A 21418-nucleotide genomic window follows, 5' to 3' on the forward strand; every position below is an offset into this window, starting at 1 on the left:
TGCAGGGGGATGAAAACCCCCTGCGTTTCCCTCCGGTGGAGGGACGGAAGGGTGGCGAAGCAAAATATATCAACAATCTAAAAGCCTTTCAAACCAACAAATGGCTGATTGACAAGCAGCAACAACCTTTGATAGCATCGATTTCTCTGGATTTTGAAGAAATAGGAGTATACCGATGCGTTATCGTCGAGGGTTGGCGTGTTTATTACTTGGCTTAGTTGGCTGTAGCAGCGCTACCACGCCCACGAGCCAACTCCAACCAACCACCAATGTGATTGCCGTTGAGCCTACTAGTCTACCAGCAGCAACAATTATTCCCACTGTGGCGGCAACGATGGCCCCAAGCCCTGAAGTGATGAGCGAACTCCTGCCCCAGCCGTTGTATGCGATTTCGTCGCAGCCCAATGGTGTGCAAATTATGCGCCTAGAAACTGATGGCAACACCCTCACCTCAATCACAAACGAACCTAATGGTGTGTTTGATTATCATGTCAGCACGCTTGGCCAAATTGCCTACATTGCCGATAATGACCTGATTTTGGTTGATGGCTTGGGTCAAAATCGCCAAATTTTGGTAGATGGCCCAACGATTAACCCACAGGCTGATACCAACATTATGCATCGCGATCAATTGAATACGCCACGCTGGTCGCCTGATGGCAGTTCGATCGCCTTTTCATGGGGCGGTTTGCAAATCTACAATTTGATCACTGGCGAACAAACCATGCTGCAACCTCACACCAGTAGCAGCGATTCAGCGCTTGCCGACATTTACGATTACTCGGTATTGTATGGCCCCAACAGTTGGTCGCCCGATGGGACAACTATTCTAGCTAATGCTGGTTTTGTGCCCGAGGGTGGCAATTTGGTCTTGTTTGATTTAGCCACATCTGAGCCATTAACGATTACGATTGATGGCAATTATCCATGTTGCCATGCTGCTTGGGAGCCAGATGGCAGTGCAATCAATGTCACCAACGAAGCATTTGGTATGTTTCCAACCGGCTGGTGGCATATCAATCCGAGCACTGGCGAATCGAAGGCCTTGATCGATGGCGATAATGTTGAGCCATTTCAGCCAGTTTCGAGTGTTTTCATGCAGCCCGATGGGAGTCACCTCGCCTTTGTGGGCACAGTCAATAGCAGCGATCCTATGCAGATTTCGGCTCCTTTGACCTTGAGCCAAGTTGGGCTTGATGGCACAATTAGAGCTTTGCGCCAAGATAGCCAAACGGTTGGCAGTGTGTTGTGGTCGCCTGATGGCAGCGGGGCAGTGATTGTGCCTTCGATGATGGCCGAAACTCAACTCCAATGGGTTCCGAGTAATGCTAGCCCAGTGGCTAATTTGGCCTTGAGCGGGGCTAATATGCAGTGGGCAACGACCTTAGATCAGTGAATTCATAATGCCCTCACCTCTTATTAGGTACATGAAGCAGGGGAACCACAAATCATGAAATCCGAAAACTCCCCTCGCCCGCTGTGGCGGGCGAGGGGTTGGGGGTGAGCGAAATCATCAATCATCACGCTTTGCTGGCTCATCGAGAGTTACCGGCGCAGCGTGCAAGCCATCGCGATCAACATACAGCGGCGGAGTTGGCATCGTGCCATGTTCAAAGGCTGGGTTGGCTGCAACTGGTGGCACAACCGTAGCGTCGGATGCTTGTTCGCCAACATAGGTTCGCTCAAATTCATCAGCATCTTTAAATAATGGCTCACTCATAACATACTCCTAAATGCAACTATCACAATGTTTATAGTGCAAGCTATAGCAGAAAATGCACCACGCCAGCATTTTTCGGCTATACTAACAAGTACCTTAATGATTGAGCTTCACCGAAGGAGGCTCCTAGATGTATCGTCAACGCAACTCTGGTTGTATGAGTAGTTTGTTTTTTCTGCTCATCGGAGCACTTGGGATAATGGTTGTGCTTTCAATTACGGGCATGTTTGACCCAATTGGCATGTGGTTTCGCCAGCCTGAGGCTGTCAACAACGCCCAAGGCCCAGCGATTGTGCAACAACTCCGTGCTCGCGACGAGTGGATTACCTTTTCTTATCAAGCTGATCAATTGATTGAAGCTCGTAAAGAAGGCAATTTCTTCCAAGAATTGCTCTACGGTGATCGGATTTTATTGCAAGCCCGTGGCGAAGTTGCTGCTGGCATTGATATGAGCCAGCTTAGCGATGATCAGATTGAGATCGATGGCAAATCGATTAAAATCACCTTACCACCAGCCCGCATCATCTACTCGCGCCTAGATAATCAAAGCACCCGAGTCTATGATCGTGAACAGGGTTGGCTGAGTCGTGGTGATATCAATCTTGAAAGTGATGCCCGAACTTTCGCCGAACAATCAATTATCACCAGTGCTTGCGAAAGCGGGGTGCTTGACCGGGCTGCGGTTGAAGCGCAAAAAAATGTCAGCGATTTGCTCTATGCCGTTGACTATACCAACGTGACGGTGATTGTGAGCAAAGTTGGCGATTGTGCTGGTAGTGCCAATCAAATGGCTACCCAACAGCCCAATGCCATTGAACCAACCGCGCCAGCCAATGTCCCAACTAATAGCACCGCTCAACCCAGCGTTGCGCCAACACCAACCAATAGTGGTGGTAGTCTTTCCGGAACCGCTGTTCCAATTAAACCTTAAAGTGCTTAACACTAGAATTTGATGGAGTTATGTTAGAACTTACTTTTGATGCTGATGCACGGGCGTTATACGCCTACTTTACCGATATTAACGAAGGCGACGATGCCAGCCAACTGGAAATTCCAGGGGTCTTTTTATTAGATGCTGCTGGGCAGATTGTTGGCGTGCGGTTGCAATTGGCTTCAGCACCGAAAAAGAGCTTTTTGCAATATGCCCAAGGCTTTGAAGAATTAAGCTACGACGAGGCAGCCCAGCAATTAACCCTCAGCTTTGGTCAGCACGTTGTTGCTGCAACCGAAGAGTTGCCCTACGACGCAATTGTTGACCTTGATCGCAAAGGCCGCGCTTTGGGCCTTGAAGTTCAAGCGATGATCGAATTTGGTCTCAACGAACGCCTTGAAGTGCTCAATCCATGGCTGGTAGCCTTCGATGAAGAGTCCGACGACGAGTTTGAGGCTGATGAAGATGCTGACGACGAGCAAGCAGCTGCCAAACTTGAGGTCAAACCTGAACCCACGGCTGAGGACGAGGACGAAGCTAGACCAGCCGTTCATCAGCCAATCAAACTCAACCCAAACTTGCCCAAGCCCTTGCTACCGACCGATCAGGAAGTGCATAGCGGTTTTGTGGCCTTGGTTGGCAAGCCCAACGTTGGCAAATCAACGTTATTGAATGCCTATCTTGGTCAAAAAGTCTCGATTGTTTCGCCAAAACCGCAAACTACCCGCGTGCCTGTGCGTGGGATTCTCAACGGCCCCGATGCCCAGATTATTTTTGTGGATACGCCTGGGATTCACAAGCCACGCCATAAGCTTGGTAACTTTATGGTCGATGTAGCCAAACGTGCCGTACCAAATGCCGATGTGATCTGTTTTATGGTCGATATTACCGTGCCACCCAACCGCATGGATCGTGAAATTGCCCAGATGGTCTTGCTCTCACGCAAGCCGCATATTTTGGTGCTCAACAAAGTCGATGCGACTGATGAAGCCGATAAGCATCTGCAAGAATATCGCGACCTCGCGCCGTGGGAGATGGAAGTGGCGGTTTCGGCCCGTGATAAATTGGGCATGGAAACCTTGCTGGCCGAAATTGTTCAGCGCTTGCCGGTTGGCCATCGACTCTACCCCGAAGACCAACTTTCCGATGTGTCCGAGCGCAGTTTGGTTGCCGAGATGATTCGCGAAAAAGTCATGCTCAACACCGAGGAAGAAATTCCCCATTCAATCGCAGTTGAAGTCGAAGAATGGGAAGATCGCGGCAAGGTTGTTTATATTCGAGCCAATATTTCGGTCGAAAAAGATTCACAAAAAGGCATCATCATTGGTGCGGGTGGCTCGATGCTACGCAAAATTGGCGCAACCTCACGCTTTGAAATCGAGCGCTCACTTGGCCGCCAAATCTATCTCGACCTCTGGATTAAGGTGCGCGAGAATTGGCGACAAAAGCCTAACGAGCTACGTTGGCTCGGCTACGACGTGAAATTCTTCAGGGATTAACCCCTATAGGCTAACCCTTTATGGACAAATGGCGGGGGATATACATCCCCCGTTTGAGGTATTTTATGCCATACTACAATGTATGGTATTTTTTTGTAATCCATGAGGCGGCCTATGCACGATGTTGAGCGAATCCGTCAGAAAATTATTAATTTACAAGCCCGCCGTGCCCAAGAAAGCGACCAAGATTTGATCGAGGCGCTTGATCAGATGATTGGGCAACATCAACACCAACTAAGTTTGTTGGCTCAACAAGCTGCCGCTGTGCTCGAACCACCAGCCCCCGCCGCTACCCAAGGCCAAGTTTATGGTTCCAGTGTGATGACCAACCTTGGTCATGTTTGGATCAACCAAGTTTTTAATGCGCCCTTGAGCACTGGCGAACGCACCGATCAATTGATTTTGCACTATCTAGCTCATGTTCAGGGCAATGCTGATCGCTTAGTGCTGGGCACTGATGTCCAAGATAGCGATCAAGAGCGTATGTCGTTGCAGCGGGTGTTTACCATGCTGCAAGCCGATTTTTATGGGCCGATTGCAGGCGATGCCTTGTTGCAATCGCTGCTGCTGGGTAGCTCACAGCCACGCCCGCAATTGCAAGATTCGATTCTCAAGGCGCTCAACCAAATTCAACATCAGCGTTCGGTGATTTTGGGCGTGCCTGGTGGCGGCAAAACGACGGTGGTGTCGTATCTGGCTTCGGCTCAAGCGGCGGCATTGCTCGACCCAAGCAAAGCTGAATTTTTGCATAGCCAAGGCTGGATGCACACCAAACTTGTGCCAGTGCGGGTGCGACTGAAACATGTGCAACCACCAGCCGACCCTGAGCAACAAACTGCCGACGCTTTTTGGGAAGTCGTGACCGAATTGCAATTGGCTGGACGGTTTGGCCAACGTGCCATCAATAGCGATGTTGGCTTTCAGCGGATCGAAGTTGAGCGCCAACAACGGCTGCAAGATGCAATTGAAGAATTATTGACCAATGGCAATGGCTTGTTGCTGCTCGATGGACTTGATGAAGTGCAGCCCGAACATCTGGCTGCCGTCAAACGCTGTATCGAGCATGCTCAACGCATGTTTCACAAAAGCCGAATTATTGTCACATGTCGGGTGTTTGATTATGAGCATCCGCTGCCACCGCCGTTTCCCTCGCGCCAGCTCTACGATTGGCCGACAATTCAATTGATGCCGTTTGACCTAACCGCGCAGCATGTGTATATCACCAATTACTATAGCGAATTGGGACGCTTGCATGCCTCACACGCTGATATTGTCAGCATTCGTAAAAAGCATGCCAAACTGCATGCCGAGTTGACGAAATCGGGGATGTTGCATGAACTGACACGCACGCCGTTACTCTTGGCGCTGACCGTGCACGTGAATATGGTGCACACTGATTTGCCTGAAAGCGAAGGCAAATTGCTACACATTTGTATCGACGAATTGCTTAAACGCCGTGCGCCTGAGGCCATCGCCGTTTCACTTGAAGATTTGTATGACTTGGTTGCATTGTTAGGCTATTATGCCCATAGTCAAGAAGAAATTCAAGGCAAAGCGTTGCTTAGTTTGCAGCAAATCAATATGGTGGTGCAGCGCTATTATAGCGATCGCTATCCGCATCCCAATCAAATTCATATGCTTGCGCAGGCGGTTGGCAACGCAACCTTGCGCTTGATCAATAGCAATGGCTTATTGCAAGAGGCTAGCAATAATCAGCAAGATAATCCACATTATGATTTTGCCCATCGCTTGTTTCAGCAATTTTTGGCAGGCATGTATTTGCTCAATCAAGAGCGCCACGACGAATGTATTGAACGGGCCGGCAGCGAGCATTGGCGGGTTTGCTTGCACTACATGGCCAATTTTGCCCCTTACATTCAAAAGCAAAGCTTCATTTTTGGGGTGATTCAAGATTTATTGGGTGGTATGCCCGATGAACAGGTGCAAGGCTCGCACCTGCTTTTGGCGATTGGCAAAGCCAAAGTTGCTAGCGCTGGGCGGCGCAATTTATGGCAGCAAGCAGTCAATCATCTCAAAAATATTGGCGGCTTGAGTGGCAGTAGCCGAGGCGTGCGCCGTTGGGCACCACCACGCATCGCCTTCCCCACTCGTTTGCGGGCGGCCTTAGTGCTGGGCGCAATTGGCGATACCCGCTTTATTGGCGAAGATGGCGCACTCATTGCGCTGACTGAGCGGGTTGTTTGCATTCATGCTGGCAGCGTTGAGCTGGAAGATCCTCATTCACGCCCCCAAACCTATAGCGTTGAGCGCTTTTGGATGAGCCGCTATCTTCTGACCAACTTTGAGTATAGCCAATTTATTGCTGCCCGTGGGTATTTGGATGATCAGTGGTGGCAGAACGACGATGCGCGGCATTGGCGACGCGGTGATCCATCGTGGCTACATGGTTTGCCACCGTGGGCGGCTCCGCGCCGCTTGCCCGATTTATGGCATAACGAGCGTTTCAATCACCCAACTCAGCCAATTGTTGGAGTGAATTGGTACGAAGCGAATGCCTTTTGTGCTTGGCTCACGGTGCAACTGCGGCCTCAACTTGATGCGCTTGGGCCAAATTTGGTGGTACGTTTGCCGAGTGAGGCTGAATGGCAACTCGCCGCCAGCCAACATAGTGAGCGCGAATACCCGTGGGGCGATGAATGGCGCAACGATCATGCCAACACCAGTGAAAGCGAGCTTGAGCAACCAACTCCGGTTGGTATGTTTCCCTATGGCACCTGGAGCGATGGCCCAATGGATTTAGCCGGCAATGTTTGCGAATGGACTAATAGCATCAATCGCGACCCTGAACTTGAACCACAAACCACGCGTAATCGCCGTTTGCAACATCGCGATTTGATGGTCGCTGTGCGTGGTGGTTCGTGGTTTCATAATCGCTATTTTGCGCGTTGTCGTTCGCGCTTACAGCATCGCCCATTTAGCCATGGCCCAAATATTGGTGTGCGCTTGATTATCGGCCACGCCGAATAAAGGAACTGAGATTTATGCAACTTTCAATGTTAGAGCAAATGAGCACCCAAAATTTGTATGATTTACGTGAGCAGCATCGCAAAAATTTGAGCATGCTGGCGCAACAGGCTGGACAATGGGGTGCTGGTAGCGTGCCTGCCGAAACCCAGGCCCAAATCAGCCAGACCCAAGCGATGATCGAGCAAATTAATCTGGTGCTGGGGCAACGTGGCCACAACCATCAAACTGATCCTGCGCGGGGAGCTTCATTGCAGGCGGTGCTTGAGCATTATCGCCAGCAAGCGCCAATTCAAAATACTGGCACGGTTAATCTCAACAATAGCTCGGTGTATGGAGTGGTTGCAGGAGTTAATACGGGCACAATTACGGTAAATCAACAAAATGGCCAAGCTGCTTCAAGCCTGCAACAAGCAGCCGATATGATTCAGCATTTATTGCCGATGGCTCGTAGCCAACGTAGCCCATTTCGCCATGCCCTGAGCGATGCAGAGGTGGCGGTGGGCGATGCGCTCAAAGCTCAGCGCAATGGCAACGATCCACAGCGCTTAATCCAACAAGCTCGTGCCGATTTAGAAGAATTTGCCCAATATCCTGAGGTCAGTCAATTATTAGCGTTGTTGCGATAATTATTAAAGATCCCTCACCCCCTAGCCCCCACTCCCGCACGCGAGGAGCGGGGGAATCATGACGATTGGAACGCCCCTCGCCCGCCGCAGTGGGCGAGGGGTTGGGGTGAGGGCCATGAAAAGATTCACATTTCAAAAATCTTACTGGCCGCGATCTTCAAAAATCGCCGTGCGCACGCCCGCCCAGCGCTCGCGGATCATGCCTGCGAGGGTGCGTAAGCCCCAATGTTCAGCTCGTTTGATGCCAGTGCTGAAGGCAGCCATATTGTTGGCGCGACAGCTAGCTTGGGCTGATTCGCGCAGAATTGGCGTGAGGAAGGCCTGAGCGCCACGATTTGCGGCCTCTTGCACGAGGGTTGGGGTAATTTGGTTGACAATCGCAACCTTACGGATCGATTGAACATTATTTTCCCAAACCTCATCGACCCCGCCATACATATCCATGACAAGTCGTCGCCATTCGGCAGTCGTTACAGGCTTGGGCAGATCGCCGACCATGCCCAAAGGACGGCCACTTTTATCGGCCATAGGTGAGCGCCCGCGCAAGCCCAAAACTTCAGCCATGCGTGGCACAAAGCCAATCGTCAAGCGCTCGTCGAATGGTGCGCCAGCATAGAGCACCCCACGGGTTGGCGGCACCGTATCACGATCAAGTTGTTGCGGGCGATGTAAAAAGATCGCGTCGAGATCTTCGTGTTCAAGCCATGATGGCAAGGTTGGCCATGGATCGAGCGCAAAGCCCATGCGGCGAATAGGCCGCACCGACGAAATATAGATCGTACCCCGTTCTTCACTTGGAAAATACTCGGTCTCTAAGATGGTTTGTAAGAAGGTCGAAAGTTCAGCGAGGTTTGGCATGATCCAGACTCCAAGTAACAACAAAAGGAAGCCCGGAGGGCTTCCCTTCCGTAATAGGGTTCCACGCTGGACAAATTAGGCGCGAATCAGGCTGGTATCTTTATGCTTTTCGCCTTCATCGATCAACATAATCGGAATCCCATCTTCAATTGGGTAGCGATAACCGTTGCGTGGGTTGAGCAGCCATTCTTTGCCGCTTGCATCGGTATACAATTCGACTGGTTTTTTATCGACTGGGCAAGCCAAGATTTCCAGCAACTCGGGGCTGATTGATCGTTTGGTGCTGCTGGCGCTGACGGCGGTGGTGTTTGAGCCTAAATTGCTGACCGGAGCCAACTCAAATGCTTGATCCGCCTTATATTGTTTATAAACCCGATAAACCAAGGCTCCTGCACCAGCAATGATACCGAAGCGCAACAATTTACCAAATTTCATGAATTCCTCCTAGCAACACGCAGCGCATCCAAGGCTTGCTGCGCGGTTTTCACAAATTGAGTTATTTTGGTTAGATCTTTGATGCCAGCGGTTTCGATGCCGCTACTGACATCGACCCCCCATGGGGCAACTGCTTGAATTGCTTGAGCCACATTGTTTGGTTCTAGCCCGCCCGCCAGTAATAAGGGCGTTGTTTGGGCCAATTGGGCAGCGGCTGACCAATCGGCCAACACGCCAGCCCCACCATATGAGCCTGGCACATGAGCATCGACCACCAAGCGCACGTGTTGATGGCTTTGGGCTATATCATACCACGCTTGCTCATTATTTTGATTGGTTAAACGGACAGCTTTAAGCATTGGGAATTGGATTTCATTGACGATCGTTGGATCTTCATCGCCGCTAAGCTGCACTAGATCGAGGCCAACCTGCTGCGCCAGCTGATTAATCTCGGCGGCGCTGGCATTGGCAAACACCCCAACCAATTGACATGGCATGGCAGTTGCCCGCACCGCCTGAACAATCTCAAGCGCCAAGCTTGGCTGGATTTGGCGTTTACTGGGAGCGAAGATCATGCCAATTAGGTCTGCGCCTGCCAAAGCCGCTGTAACAGCGGCTTCGACACTACGCACACCACAGATTTTAATGGCCTGTTCAGGCCAACTCATGCTTCTTCTCCAGTTTCGCTGGCGGCCTTTTTACGGCGACGTGGTTGTTTTTTGGCTGGCTCGACTGGAGCTGGAGCTTCAGCGACTGGCTCGGCCTTTTTGCGGCGAGTGGTTTTCTTAGGTTTTTCTTCGACGACTTCAACTGGCTCGGCAGCTTTCCGGCGGCCACCCCGCTTTTTGGGCTTTTCCTCAGTCACTGCTTCAACCACAGGTTCTGCGATTGGTTCGCTGACGATTTCGGCGACAGGCTCAGCTACAGCTTCCACTTCAACCGCTGGCTCAGGCGCTGGATCATTGGCGACGCTGGCAGCAATCGCTTCGGCCACGCTCAGCGGCACAATCGATTTGCGGCGGCGGCTGGGCTTACGCGGCTTGATCGCTGCGGTTGAGGTTGCCACAGGTGCTTCATACTCGATTGGCTCGGCAAACGAATAATCGGCATCACTTTCAGGCAACGGCTGTTCTTCAAAGCTTTCGGGCAAGGCCACTTCATCGATTGGCGCAGTGTAATCATCGTCAATCGCGATGGTTTGGCCACCGATCATGGCTGGCAACAAACGTGGTTCTTCATCAACCAGGTCAGGCAAGCTTGGGCCATCATCAAAGGCTTCAAGATCGCTTGGCTCGAAGGTTGTTATTGCACCATCAAACTGCTCAGGGTTGAGCACCAAGCGATAGTGGGCTTTGGCTCCACGATTTGAGCGCTGGACTTTGCCTTCGTTGATCGCTTGTTTGATCAATTCCTTCAAGGCATTATTGGTCAGATCAAGCTCAGCCGTGTTGCGCATTTCGCGAAGATCGTTAAAGATATCGGCGAATGGCACTGGCTCGCTATACACGCCCATCACCTGATAGAACAACTGCCATTCACGTTCGCCAAAGCTGAAACCTTCGGTTGGTGCTGGTACAAGGATTGTTTCGCTCAACTCTTCGGGCAGCACATCGACGGCTGGTTGTTCGCTGCGGCTGCTGCCACGGCGGCGGCGACGACGGCCATTGCGGTCGCCACGTTCGCTGCTTGGGGCAACTTCTTCGCCATCGGCCAATTCCATCGGCTCATCGGCGATGCCAATTGTTTCAATCGTGATTGGGGCGATCGATTCGGCTTGCAACTCAAGCTCTTGTTCGAGTTCGCGTTCGGCCTCAACTGAGGGCAAATCTTCAGCAAATTGCGAAAGCTTGTAAGGATCTTCATCGGGCAAGAAGACTTCGTTAACTGTGCCGCTGGTGAAGATTTGAATCTTGCCAAGTCGTTCGGCTTCGCGCACAAAATCGGTAAATTTGGTGAACGGCTTGCCTTGAGCATCGCGATAGCGACTTTCTTTGAAGTTGGGCAGCAGTTCTTTCATCAGCACCTTGAGCGAGCCAAATGAAGTCACATAGCCACGTTTCCGCGCTAAGTGCAAGGCCTCAACCAACTTATCATAAATTGCCGCATCGGGATTGCTGGGGGTGGTTGCCACGACTGGCGCGGTGCTTGGTGCTGGCCGTACCACAATTTCGGGAGCTTTTTCAGCGGGCTTTTCAACCCGTGGTTCGGCTGTTTTCTCCGAACGTGAATCAAGCCGCTCGAAAGTTGGCTCGGCATTCTTCTCAGGGCGTTCGCGTTCGCGGCGGCGATCATCGCGGCCATTGCGTTCGCTACGTTCTGACCGTTCTGGGCGTTCGCTGCGTTCAGGGCGTTCTGGGCGTTCGCTACGATCGTTACGTTCAACCCGTTCAGGGCGCTCGACCCGCTCGAAGGTTTTTTCGTGGCGCTCGTTGCGACGGCCACCCATCGGGCGAATATCGACAATTTGCTCGTAGAACAAAAATTCATCGGCACTTTGAGCGAGATGGCTGGAGGCAGCCCCGCCAATGCCAACGATAATCACATCTTTACCTTCTTGGCGCACACAGTTGACCAAGGCGATAAAATCGCGGTCGCCAGTGATAAAGATATACGAACCAATGTTGGTGCGTGTGTAGAGCGTGCGCATTGCATCGATACACATGTGCATATCCACACTATTTTTGATCGGACGGCCCATGCGACCTTCGTCCTTATCATAATAGTAGGTTGGCACATACATTGGCTCGATATTATTGGCAAACAAAGCGCTGGTAATGCGTGGGTAACGATACCAATCGGCGTAAGCGCGAGCAACTACAACACGGCCATAGTCCTCGCAACGTTCCATCAAAGCTTCGAAATTAGGGGTAGCGTCGAACTTCTCTCGAACTGAAACATAAATGTTCTCGAAGTCGATAAAAACCGCAACATCCTGCTTGGGTTTGTTCATAGGGATTCCAATGTGCTCCTGGGCAGTCATTTTGGTTGTGGCATGCCATTTAATTCTGGCGAGTGATCGAGTACGGTCACCCATTACCACTTAAAACTGCCAACAATTAGACAAAACAATTTGACAAATGACGACATCAAACCAGCTGGAATGATGTATTGCGTGGGCGGCATCGCCTCTCATGGGATACTCAACGCGGCTAGTATACCATATCATTGCGCTGTGTATAGTCCTAAATTTGTTAGCTGGGGATCGGAGATCTTTCAAGGGTGGGTTTTCAACAATCATTGGGTGGGATGCACCGTCGATGTTCATGCCCCCGACCCCTAGCCCCCTCCTTACAAGGGTAGGTTTTAATAATGATTGGGTGGGATCTGAAGTCGCTGTGGATGCCCTCACCCCCTAGCCCCCTCTCCCGCCCGCGAGGCGAGGGGGAAACCCTTGATCATGATCACTGGCTCTCCCCTCGCCCGCCGCCGTGGGAGAGGGGTCGGGGGTGAGGGAGCTTAAAACTTACCCTTGTAAGGGATTGGGGATCGGGGATCGGTCACTGAATTGTATGGAGCAATCAACGGATTAAGCAATTGCTCCCGACCCCCAACAACCAACTACCGATCCCCTCTGTTACGTTTGACGCACATGCAATGGGTAGGTAGAATGATCAACGCTAGGCGAAACCGATTCGTCAGGCTCAAGGAGTAGAGTTATTCGTATGCAACAGCCATATAAAGCGGTTCAACCTCAGTTTTCAAAGATGCCTAAATATCTATTATTGACCATGCGCCCCAAGCAGTGGGTCAAAAATATTTTTGTGTTTGCGGGCTTAATTTTTGCCAATGATCTGCTATTGACCAACCCGCAAAGCCTGCTACGGGTGCTCGCAACCTTTGGTTTGTGGTGTTTGATCGCTAGCTCAATTTATTTGATCAACGATCTGGTCGATATTGAGAAGGATCGTGATCATCCTAAAAAGCGTTATCGCCCATTGGCGAGCGGCCATCTTGCCCCAAGTAGCGCGATTGTCGCAACCCTGATTTTCTTGGTTATCGGCTTGCCCTTGGCCTGGATGCTCAGTCGTGAGGTCGCAATTATCTTGGCTGTGTATGTGGTGATGCAATTAGCCTATTCATTTCGACTCAAACATGTGGTAATTCTCGATGTGTTTATTATTGCGGCGGGCTTTGTGTTTCGCACAGTTTCGGGCGCGGTAGTGCTTGGCATCGATATTTCACCTTGGTTGTTGATTTGTACTGGTCTGCTATCGCTATTTTTGGCGCTCGCTAAACGCCGCCATGAGTTGGTGTTGCTCGAAACTGGGGCTGGCAGCCATCGCCGTGTACTCGATGAATATTCGACCGAGCTATTGCAAGAGATGATTTCGCTGATTACCGCCAGCACCTTGATTGCCTATATTTTGTATACACTCAACCCAACCAATCCCCATATACCTACGAGTCCTTTCCCATTAATGTTAATTACCGTGCCATTTGTGATCTATGGCATTTTTCGCTATCTCTACTTGGTCTATAAAAAAGATGAAGGCGGCAGCCCTGAGGAGTTATTGCTCAAGGATTTGCCAATGTTGGCCGATATTGTGCTTTGGGGCATAACGGTTGTATCGATTAGTTATATCTTTCGCCAATAGGAGTTGGTTATGCAAACATCGCGTTCACCGTGGTTGGATCGCCTGTTCCGCCTTGCAAATTTGGCGATTATTCCAGGCTGGCTGTTGATGATCGGCGCACCGCGTTCGCGCTGGACTCAACGGGTGATCAACGATGATCGCTTTTTTATTGGGATGGGCGGGCTTTACGCGGCCATGTTGGGTGGCGCACTGGTCGAAAACGAGGGCAATGGCTTTAGTTTTAGCTCGATGCTCAATCCAACCCTCGATTCAATCGGCAAACTATTTCAAGAAGGCGGCCCCAAAGGCACATTTGCGGGCTGGACGCATTATTTGGTCTTTGATTTCTTCGTTGGGCGGGCAATTTTGCGCGATGCCCAAGAGAAACAAATTCCACATTGGTTGGTTGTGCCTGCGCTGCTTTGCACCTTGATGAGCGGCCCCTTGGGCTTAGCCTACTATCAGGTGTTGCTGCGCCTGCGAGGTGCTGCATGAACGAACGTCCAATCCGCCGAACTCCGTTAATTCGCATGTCGGATATCGTGTTGCCTGGCCAAACCAATAATCATGGCACGATGTTTGGCGGCGAGGTATTGGCGATGATGGACCGTGCGGCGGCGATTGCAGCGATTCGCTTTTGCCGTCAGCAAGTTGTTACCGCTTCGACTGAACGCATCGATTTTCGCACGCCAATTCATCATGGCGATTTGGTCGATATGTTGGCCAAAGTGATTTACACGGGCACAACGTCATTGATTGTGCGGATCGATGCCTGGGCCGAAGATCCAATCTCGGGCGAGCGGCGTTGGTGTACGACTGGCTTTTATTCGATGGTTTCGGTCGGAATTGATGGCCGTCCAACCGCGATTCCGCGTTTGTTGGTCGAAACGCCAACCGAACAGGCCGATTGGGAGCATGGAGCTAAGATCAAAGCCTTGATTAGCGAACGACTCAAAGCCAACGATGCGCCAATTCCTGCCGACCCACTAACGTTTTAGCTATTGATGCAATCATGCCCTGACCCCAATCCATCTTTCTTTCAAGGGCTGGTTTTTAACCAAATCATTGACCATCGCTATGGATCGATGATCACCACCCTTCCGTCCCGCCTCAAGGCGGGAAACGCAGGGGGCTTTAATCCCCCTGCACCCCCCTCAAGGGCATGCCGTGATGGGCAACCATCCACCGATAAACCACACAATTATTGGTTCGAAGCATCAACCCTATCCCTATAAGAACTAGCTCCCACGGCAGCGGGCGAGGGGCGTTCAAACCTTCATGATCAAAGGAAAGGCTTCCCCCTCGCCTGCTGGGCGGGAGAGGGGGCTAGGGGGTGAGGGAACGCGCCACAGCAGACCAATCGTAAAAACCTACCCTTGAAAGGGCGAGGGGGTGAGGGCATATCAATTGATGATGAATCCATTCAATCATTGTTAAACATTGAAAGACCCCTCTCCCACAGCGGGCGAGGGTATTTTTAGCATTTGATGAGGTAATTATGCAAGCAATTATATTTGAGCAGGCTGGTGATGCTGATGTGTTGCAATTGGCCGAAATCGCCGATTTGCAGCCGCAAGCTGGCGAATTGTTGATTCGGGTGTATGCGACTGCCGTCAATCGGGCCGATATTTTGCAGCGTCGTGGTATGTATCCAGCGCCAGCGGGAGCTTCAGAGATTTTGGGGCTAGAAATTGCCGGCGAGGTGATTGGCCATGGCGTGGGTGTTACAGCTCCAGCGCTTGGGACGCGCGTTTGTGCCTTGTTGCCAGGCGGCGGTTATGCGCAGCAAGTGGTGATTCCGGCTGAACTAGCCATGCCAATTCCGGCAAATTTGAGCTACGAACAAGCTGCGGCGATTCCCGAAGTGTGGATGACCGCCTACGATAATTTGTTTAATTGGGGCCGTTTGAGTGCTGGCGAACGCTTGTTGGTGCATGGCGGCAGTTCAGGCATCGGTACAGCGGCGATTCAACTAGCGCGTTGGCGTGGCGCTGAAGTACTGATCACTGCTGGCTCCGAGGCCAAAATTGCCCGTTGCCGCGAATTAGGGGCGTTTGCCGGCATCAACTATCGAACTGAACACTGGCCTGAACGGGTGCAAGCACTGACTGAGCAGCAAGGTGTTGACGTGGTTTTGGATATGCTAGGAGCCAGTTATTTCAACGATAATTTAGCCAGTTTGCGGGTTGGCGGGCGCTTGGTGATTATTGCAACGATGGGTGGAGCACAAACTGAGCTTGATCTACGCACATTGATGCTCAAACGCTTGACGGTTTGTGGCACAACCTTACGTGCCCGCCCGATTGCCGCCAAAGCAGCCCTAACTCAACAAATGCTGGCCGATGTGTTGCCACGCTTTGCCGATGGTACATTTCAGCCAGTCATTGAAGCGGTGTTTGATTTGGCTGAAGCCAGTGCTGCCCATCGCTTGCTGGAATCAAGCCAGCATGTCGGAAAAATTGTGCTGCGCGTAGCCTAGAAGAACATAGAGCATAGAACATAGAACATATTTTGATCCACAAAGAGCACGCAGAGCACGAAGGGCTGAAACCACGAAGAACACGAAGACCGCTAAGGACGAGGGGTCAGGATTCAGGGGCGTGGGGCCAGATTTGAACTCCATAGCCCACCTGACCCCTGATCGTTGGTCACTGAACCCTCTCCCCTTTTGCTTAAAACGTACCTGATCCCCGATCCCCAATACCCGATCCCCAAGCCCTACTTTTGATTTTTGCCCTCTAACTTTTGACTTTTGATCTACAATGGAGTGTATTTAATTCTACCAACCATAGTGAGGATTCTCATGAGCGAGATTAATCAACAGGCTTTACTGGCGATTGGGCCGCTTGATGGCCGCTATCGTAAAGATGTTGAGGCGCTTAGTGGCCATTTTAGCGAAGCCGCGTTATGGCGCTATCGCGTGCGAGTTGAAGTTGAATATTTATTATTTTTGGCGCGAGCACCACGCATCGGCCTGATCGAAGGCATCGATGGGCAGCTGGCCGGAGCTTTGCGCAATTTATATCGCCAATTTAGCGTCGATGATGCAGTGGCAATCGCAACCTGGGATCGTAAAGTTAACCACGATGTGAAGGCAGTTGAATATTGGCTGCGCGAAAAGCTCGATCTGCTTGGGCTTGGCCAATACAAAGAGGCAGTGCACTTTGCCCTGACCTCGGAAGATGTCAATAACCTAGCCTATGCCTTGATGGTGCAAGAATCGCGTGATGTGGTGTTATTGCCAGCCTTGGGCAATATTCTCGGCCTCTTGCGTGATATGCAAATTGAGCATGCCGAAGCACCCTTATTAGCTAAAACCCACGGCCAACCAGCCACCCCCACCACCATGGGCAAAGAAATTGCGGTTTTCGCCGCCCGTGTCAATCGGGGCATCGAACAGCTTTTACACATTCGATTAACTGGCAAACTAAATGGGGCAACTGGCACATATGCTGCCCATTATGCTGCTTTTCCTGATGTTGATTGGATTACATTTAGCTCGGCCTTTGTGAAGTTTTTGGGCTTGGAGCCAACCCTGCTGAGCACCCAAATTGAGCCACACGATAGCATTGTTGAGGTTGGCGATGCCTTGCGCCGCGTCAACACAATTCTGGTGGATCTCTCACAGGATATGTGGCGCTATATTTCCGATTCGGTGTTTGGCCAAGCGAGTGTAGCGGGCGAAGTTGGTTCATCGACCATGCCGCACAAAGTTAACCCAATTGACTTTGAAAATACCGAAGGCAATTTATTGCTAGCCAATAGCTTGCTGGAGTTTTTTGGCCGCAAGTTGCCAATTTCGCGACTGCAACGCGATTTATCGGATAGCACGGTGTTGCGCAATCTTGGCGTGGCTTTTGGCCATAGTTTGTTTGCCTATCAACGTTTGCTCAAGGGCTTGCGCAAATTGGCCTTCAATACCGAAAAAGCCTACGCTGAATTAGCCGGGCATCCCGAAGTTCTGACCGAGGCAATTCAAACGATTTTGCGCCGCGAACGCTACCCAGAGCCATACGAAGCCATGAAAAAGCTGGCTCGTGGTCGCCAAATTACGCTTGAAGATTTGCATAGCTTTATCGATGAGCTTGAGGTGCGGCCCGAAGTGCGCGAGGAATTACGGGCTTTGCGGCCTGAAACTTATATCGGCCTCGCCGCCAAACTGGCCCGCAAGAAGATTTAATGGCGCTTTAGCCCCGAATAGTACATTATTCGGGGCTTATTTGAGCCGCAAACAAAGCAGCACCAATAATTCCCGCATCGTTGGTAAGCCGAGCAGGCACAAGTTTAGCGCGAATCCGAATTCGATCTAAAAATTGATCAGCATCTTTGCTCACGCCACCGCCCAGAATAATCAGATCAGGCCAGAGCATCACTTCGATGGTTTGCAGAAATAGCTCTACGCCCTGCGCCCATTGCTCCCAGCTTTGGTTTTGCTCTTCGCGCACGCTGGCGGCGGCCCACTCGTGGCCTGGTTTGCCGCGCACACTAATTTGGCCAAGCTCCAAATTGGGCAATAAATCGTGATCATGAAACAACGCCGTGCCAATGCCTGTGCCCAACGTCAACATCAGCAATGTGCCCATCACTTCACGGCCAGCACCAAAGGTAATTTCGGCTAAGCCAGCAGCATCAGCATCGTTGATCACCGTCACCTGACGATCAAAATGCTGGCTGAAACGAGCTGCCACATCGCAATGTAACCAGCGTTGATCAATATTCGAGGCCGTCCGCACAATTCCACGTTGCACTACCGCTGGAAAACCACAACCAATCGGCCCTTGCCAAGCAAAGTGCTCGACTAATTCTTGAGCGACTTCAAGTACTGCTTCGGGTGTGGCAGGCTGAGGCGTATCACGGCGCTCTACATCGGCCAACAATTTGCCAGTTGAACAATCGACCGGAGCCGCTTTGATGCCTGTGCCGCCAATATCAAGGCCTAAAATCTGCATATCATGCTCCTGCAAGCTAGTCTGCTCAGTTCAAGCACAGATTATGCCGCCAAACTTCATCTAAAACGTTGATTGAGCCGTAGTAATCAACGATCATTAAATTGGGAGTAACATAATGCAGACAGTTTCAGGCTGGCTTGAACGGTGGAGCAAGGGTTGGGTCGCATTGGTTGGGCTGGCGATATTCATAACTTTTTTGGGGTTTGTTTTGCCGCAACAAGCCCAAAAAGCTCAGCAATATAGCGCAGGCATCGGCTCACCTGATAGTAGTCTCTTGTATTCGGCTGACGATTTGTATCGCTTTGCCGAGGCCTATGGTGCTGAAGGTCGGGCGGAATACATTGCCGCGCGATTTAGCTTTGACCTGATCTGGCCCTTGGCCTACACCCTGTTTTTAGCCACGTCTATTAGTTGGCTGGGCCAACGCAGCTTTCAGCCCAACAGTCGTTGGCGCTGGCTCAACCTTGTACCAGTGATTGGTTTAGTGCTCGATTATGCTGAAAATTGTGGGGCAGCGCTGGTGATGGGTCGCTATCCTGAGCGCACACCGATTATCGATTGGCTAACGCCATGGCTGAGTGCAAGCAAATGGTTGTTTGTGAATGGCAGTTTTGTAGTTTTGGTTGGGGTAGGTTTACTGTATATTTGGCGGCGAGTTACCAAAAAAACACCGTAGTTAACTCAACTACGGTGTTTTGCAGCAAATTTATTGATCTTTGGTCAAGGTCAAAACTGGTTTATCGCCAACGATCGCATACGAAAATGTGTAGTGACCTGGCGCAAGCTCAGGTGTCCCAACATGCTTTTCGGGGTAAATCACATCGAGATATTGTTTGCCATCAACCGTGACAAAATTCATCTTGCGATAGTTGGCCAGCACTGGCTCGTGAGCTTGATACTCGGTAATATGGCCGGAATCGATTGGGCCATAGGGTGTGGTGCTTTGGCCCACCCCGCCAGCTCCCAGCCAAAAATTCTCGATATCCACTTCGCTATCGTTGCGAATTCGAATATGCACTTTATTCACGTCATCCCCACCACAGCCAGCAAGGCTGATTAATAACAGACTGAATAACCACCACAAACGGACGAATCGCATATGCTAGCCAGCCACCAATTCTTCAATCGGCGTGTTGAGCAATTCGCTAATCATTGAACTGGTTACGCCCATAAAATTAGCGGTGGTGGCGGTAAAATAATCGATTGTTTGATTGGGATGTGGCAATGCCAGCCATTGTTGACCGCCTGCGCCAATCAATGCCCCCACCAAACGCATGCCAATTGCCTTGCCTTCAAGTGTGCGTAAAACCGTCACAGTGCCACGGCTAGCGGTTGCTTGCAGGGTTTCAGCAAAATATTGGGCGGCTTCAGGCGCGAGACCTTGTTGGGCCAACCAACGTGGGTCAGGGTATTGTTTGGCTTGCTCAACTAATTCACGTGGGAAGTTAAAGCCAAGATCAGGCTGGTCGAGTTCTTTGTAGCCCAGGCTATGCGCCAAACGTTCAGTCATCACCTCAGTATTAGTCAAGGCCACCAAGGTATAGTGGCTCCCAACCAAACTCATTTCGATGATACCACTGGGCGAGAAATAATGGCTCACCCCTTGATGACCACTATGGTGCGCATGCCACTCACTGACCACCACAATATCGGGTTCAGCCAAGGTCGCAATCACCATCATCAATGGCTCAGTCATTGAATAATGGCCAGCAGTCTCATCCCAAACAATCCACTGATCGGCTTGTAACTCAGCCAACCCCTGATCCCACTGAGCTTGGCGTTGGTCAGGATCGGCGGGAAACAACGCAGCATCATCGCCACCGATTAAATTTTGAGCATGCACCATACCCAAAAGATAAGCGAGTTGGGGCGTACTAAACTGCAATGGGTAGGTTAATTCGCGTGTCTGTGCCATAATATGGCCTCCTGCTGAAATGGGCAGTGGATCGGCGTTGTAACAACGTCCAAGCCACTGCCCATTATACTGTTGATCTTATCGATTACCTAGAAGGTTTTGGAGAACCAATCTTTGACTCCGCTCCAGGTATTTTGGACATCTTGCTTGACATCGCCAAACCAGTTGACAGCATCTTGAGCTTTACCAATCAAGCTCCCAGCGCCGTTGCTAATGGTTGCGCCGATGCCAGTGTTGCCCATTTTTTCGTTCCAGTAGCGAATACCAGATTCTTGGCCAGTCAATGGGTTGGCCGTGTCGCGGCGTTCCAAGCCAAGGTAGTTATAGCCTGGGCCCATATCGTGGTAGTTGAAGAGGTAGCCAGCAGCATCGTGGACAGCACCGTGATAGCTGACTGGTGAATCGCCTAAGTCGATTGCTTTGTTGCCAGGGCCAACCAAGCCACCGCTTGGATTGAGCATTGAACCAAATACTGGGTCGATGCCCAAGACATCGCCGACGACTTTACCATAGCGCAAGCTTGAGGTGCTGCCCATGAAATCGCCATGGAAGGTTTGGTTGATTGCTTCAACAGCCGATTGGCCGTTGGCTGCGCCGGTTTTGGCAGCTTGTTCGCGCAATTCAAGGAACTTGCCATAGTCGGCTTGAATTTTTTCTAATGGCACGCCACGAGCTGCGGCAATCTTCTTGAGTGCTTCTTCAATTTGCTCAGGGGTTGCATTGCCACTGGTCAGCAATTCCATGGCCGAGTTCAACTCAGGGTTGCCAGCACCTTGGAATTGTTGGCCGACCAAATCGCCCATGTATTTATCATTGAAGACTTGCTCGGTTGACATTGGTTCTTGGCTGCTGCCACCACCGCCGCCACCGCCACCGCCGCCGCCTGCGCCAGCAGTGCTACTACCGCCGCCACCACCGCCGCC

Annotated in this window: 21 protein-coding genes; 12 read left to right on the forward strand and 9 right to left on the reverse strand. The window is 51.1% G+C overall.

Annotated features, from left to right (window positions below):
• Both DEF47_RS09185 and DEF47_RS09190 read left to right on the forward strand, forming a co-directional pair.
• The coding region (locus DEF47_RS09185) for a hypothetical protein (RefSeq protein WP_287045096.1) at positions 1-218 on the forward strand (218 nt) is incomplete at its 5' end.
• Positions 176-1396, forward strand: a complete 1221-nt coding sequence (locus DEF47_RS09190; RefSeq protein WP_012190766.1) for a TolB family protein — start codon at positions 176-178, stop codon at positions 1394-1396. The genes DEF47_RS09185 and DEF47_RS09190, both read left to right, overlap by 43 nt.
• A gap of 117 nt (positions 1397-1513) precedes the next feature.
• Here DEF47_RS09190 and DEF47_RS09195 read toward each other — a convergent pair whose 3' ends face one another.
• The gene (locus DEF47_RS09195; protein ID WP_012190767.1) at positions 1514-1720 is read right to left on the reverse strand and encodes a hypothetical protein; all 207 of its coding nucleotides are present in this window, start codon (positions 1718-1720) and stop codon (positions 1514-1516) included.
• Positions 1721-1850: 130 nt separating this feature from the next.
• On the opposite strand from DEF47_RS09195, the gene DEF47_RS09200 reads away from it, so the two are divergent.
• The 4 genes from DEF47_RS09200 (at position 1851) to DEF47_RS09215 (ending at position 7764) form a co-directional block, all read left to right on the forward strand.
• A complete protein-coding gene (locus tag DEF47_RS09200; protein WP_012190768.1) occupies positions 1851-2651 on the forward strand; it encodes a DUF4230 domain-containing protein in 801 nt (266 codons plus the stop codon).
• Between the two features lie 29 nt (positions 2652-2680).
• Positions 2681-4150 (forward strand): GTPase Era, encoded by a 1470-nt coding sequence (gene era / locus DEF47_RS09205; protein ID WP_012190769.1) that lies wholly within the window; start codon positions 2681-2683, stop codon positions 4148-4150.
• Positions 4151-4264: 114 nt separating this feature from the next.
• The gene (locus DEF47_RS09210; protein ID WP_012190770.1) at positions 4265-7138 is read left to right on the forward strand and encodes an SUMF1/EgtB/PvdO family nonheme iron enzyme; all 2874 of its coding nucleotides are present in this window, start codon (positions 4265-4267) and stop codon (positions 7136-7138) included.
• Between the two features lie 14 nt (positions 7139-7152).
• Entirely contained in the window at positions 7153-7764 is a 612-nt protein-coding gene (locus tag DEF47_RS09215; protein WP_012190771.1) for a hypothetical protein, read from the forward strand.
• Positions 7765-7905: 141 nt separating this feature from the next.
• On the opposite strand, the gene DEF47_RS09220 is transcribed toward DEF47_RS09215, so the two are convergent.
• From DEF47_RS09220 to DEF47_RS09235, 4 genes are all read right to left on the reverse strand, one after another.
• Entirely contained in the window at positions 7906-8622 is a 717-nt protein-coding gene (locus DEF47_RS09220; RefSeq protein WP_012190772.1) for a Nif3-like dinuclear metal center hexameric protein, read from the reverse strand.
• A gap of 75 nt (positions 8623-8697) precedes the next feature.
• A complete protein-coding gene (locus tag DEF47_RS09225; protein ID WP_012190773.1) occupies positions 8698-9057 on the reverse strand; it encodes a Trm112 family protein in 360 nt (119 codons plus the stop codon).
• The gene (locus DEF47_RS09230; protein WP_012190774.1) at positions 9054-9725 is read right to left on the reverse strand and encodes a phosphoribosylanthranilate isomerase; all 672 of its coding nucleotides are present in this window, start codon (positions 9723-9725) and stop codon (positions 9054-9056) included. Before DEF47_RS09230 ends, DEF47_RS09225 begins: the two co-directional genes overlap by 4 nt.
• Positions 9722-12007 (reverse strand): NYN domain-containing protein, encoded by a 2286-nt coding sequence (locus DEF47_RS09235; RefSeq protein WP_041304615.1) that lies wholly within the window; start codon positions 12005-12007, stop codon positions 9722-9724. Before DEF47_RS09235 ends, DEF47_RS09230 begins: the two co-directional genes overlap by 4 nt.
• 712 nt (positions 12008-12719) lie before the next feature.
• Between DEF47_RS09235 and DEF47_RS09240 the strand changes: the two genes are divergently transcribed.
• The 5 genes from DEF47_RS09240 (at position 12720) to purB (ending at position 17811) form a co-directional block, all read left to right on the forward strand.
• Positions 12720-13652: a decaprenyl-phosphate phosphoribosyltransferase gene (locus DEF47_RS09240; RefSeq protein WP_012190776.1), complete on the forward strand. Its 933-nt coding sequence runs from the start codon at positions 12720-12722 to the stop codon at positions 13650-13652.
• 9 nt (positions 13653-13661) lie between these two features.
• Entirely contained in the window at positions 13662-14126 is a 465-nt protein-coding gene (locus DEF47_RS09245; protein ID WP_012190777.1) for an ABA4-like family protein, read from the forward strand.
• Positions 14123-14629, forward strand: coding sequence for an acyl-CoA thioesterase (locus DEF47_RS09250; RefSeq protein ID WP_012190778.1), 507 nt, complete (start codon positions 14123-14125; stop codon positions 14627-14629). Before DEF47_RS09245 ends, DEF47_RS09250 begins: the two co-directional genes overlap by 4 nt.
• Before the next feature lie 500 nt (positions 14630-15129).
• Positions 15130-16110, forward strand: a complete 981-nt coding sequence (locus tag DEF47_RS09255) for an NAD(P)H-quinone oxidoreductase (RefSeq protein WP_012190779.1) — start codon at positions 15130-15132, stop codon at positions 16108-16110.
• Between the two features lie 324 nt (positions 16111-16434).
• On the forward strand, positions 16435-17811 hold the full coding sequence (gene purB / locus DEF47_RS09260; protein ID WP_012190780.1) for an adenylosuccinate lyase: 1377 nt from the start codon (positions 16435-16437) through the stop codon (positions 17809-17811).
• A gap of 25 nt (positions 17812-17836) precedes the next feature.
• Here the strand turns inward: purB and ppgK are convergent, their stop codons facing one another.
• Positions 17837-18580, reverse strand: a complete 744-nt coding sequence (ppgK, locus tag DEF47_RS09265) for a polyphosphate--glucose phosphotransferase (RefSeq protein ID WP_012190781.1) — start codon at positions 18578-18580, stop codon at positions 17837-17839.
• 115 nt (positions 18581-18695) lie between these two features.
• Here ppgK and DEF47_RS09270 point away from each other — a divergent pair, with 115 nt between their 5' ends.
• Positions 18696-19256: a hypothetical protein gene (locus DEF47_RS09270; protein WP_012190782.1), complete on the forward strand. Its 561-nt coding sequence runs from the start codon at positions 18696-18698 to the stop codon at positions 19254-19256.
• 30 nt (positions 19257-19286) lie between these two features.
• Here the strand turns inward: DEF47_RS09270 and DEF47_RS09275 are convergent, their stop codons facing one another.
• The 3 genes from DEF47_RS09275 to DEF47_RS09285 all read right to left on the reverse strand — a co-directional run.
• Positions 19287-19679 carry a hypothetical protein gene (locus DEF47_RS09275; protein ID WP_012190783.1) on the reverse strand — a complete coding sequence of 131 codons (393 nt, stop codon included), beginning with the start codon at positions 19677-19679 and terminating at the stop codon, positions 19287-19289.
• 3 nt (positions 19680-19682) lie between these two features.
• Positions 19683-20495, reverse strand: coding sequence for a hypothetical protein (locus DEF47_RS09280; protein ID WP_012190784.1), 813 nt, complete (start codon positions 20493-20495; stop codon positions 19683-19685).
• 89 nt (positions 20496-20584) lie between these two features.
• The coding region (locus DEF47_RS09285; RefSeq protein ID WP_287045098.1) for a hypothetical protein at positions 20585-21418 on the reverse strand (834 nt) is incomplete at its 5' end.

It is taken from the genome of Herpetosiphon sp. (assembly GCF_003512625.1).
Taxonomy (GTDB): Bacteria; Chloroflexota; Chloroflexia; order Chloroflexales; family Herpetosiphonaceae; genus Herpetosiphon; species Herpetosiphon aurantiacus.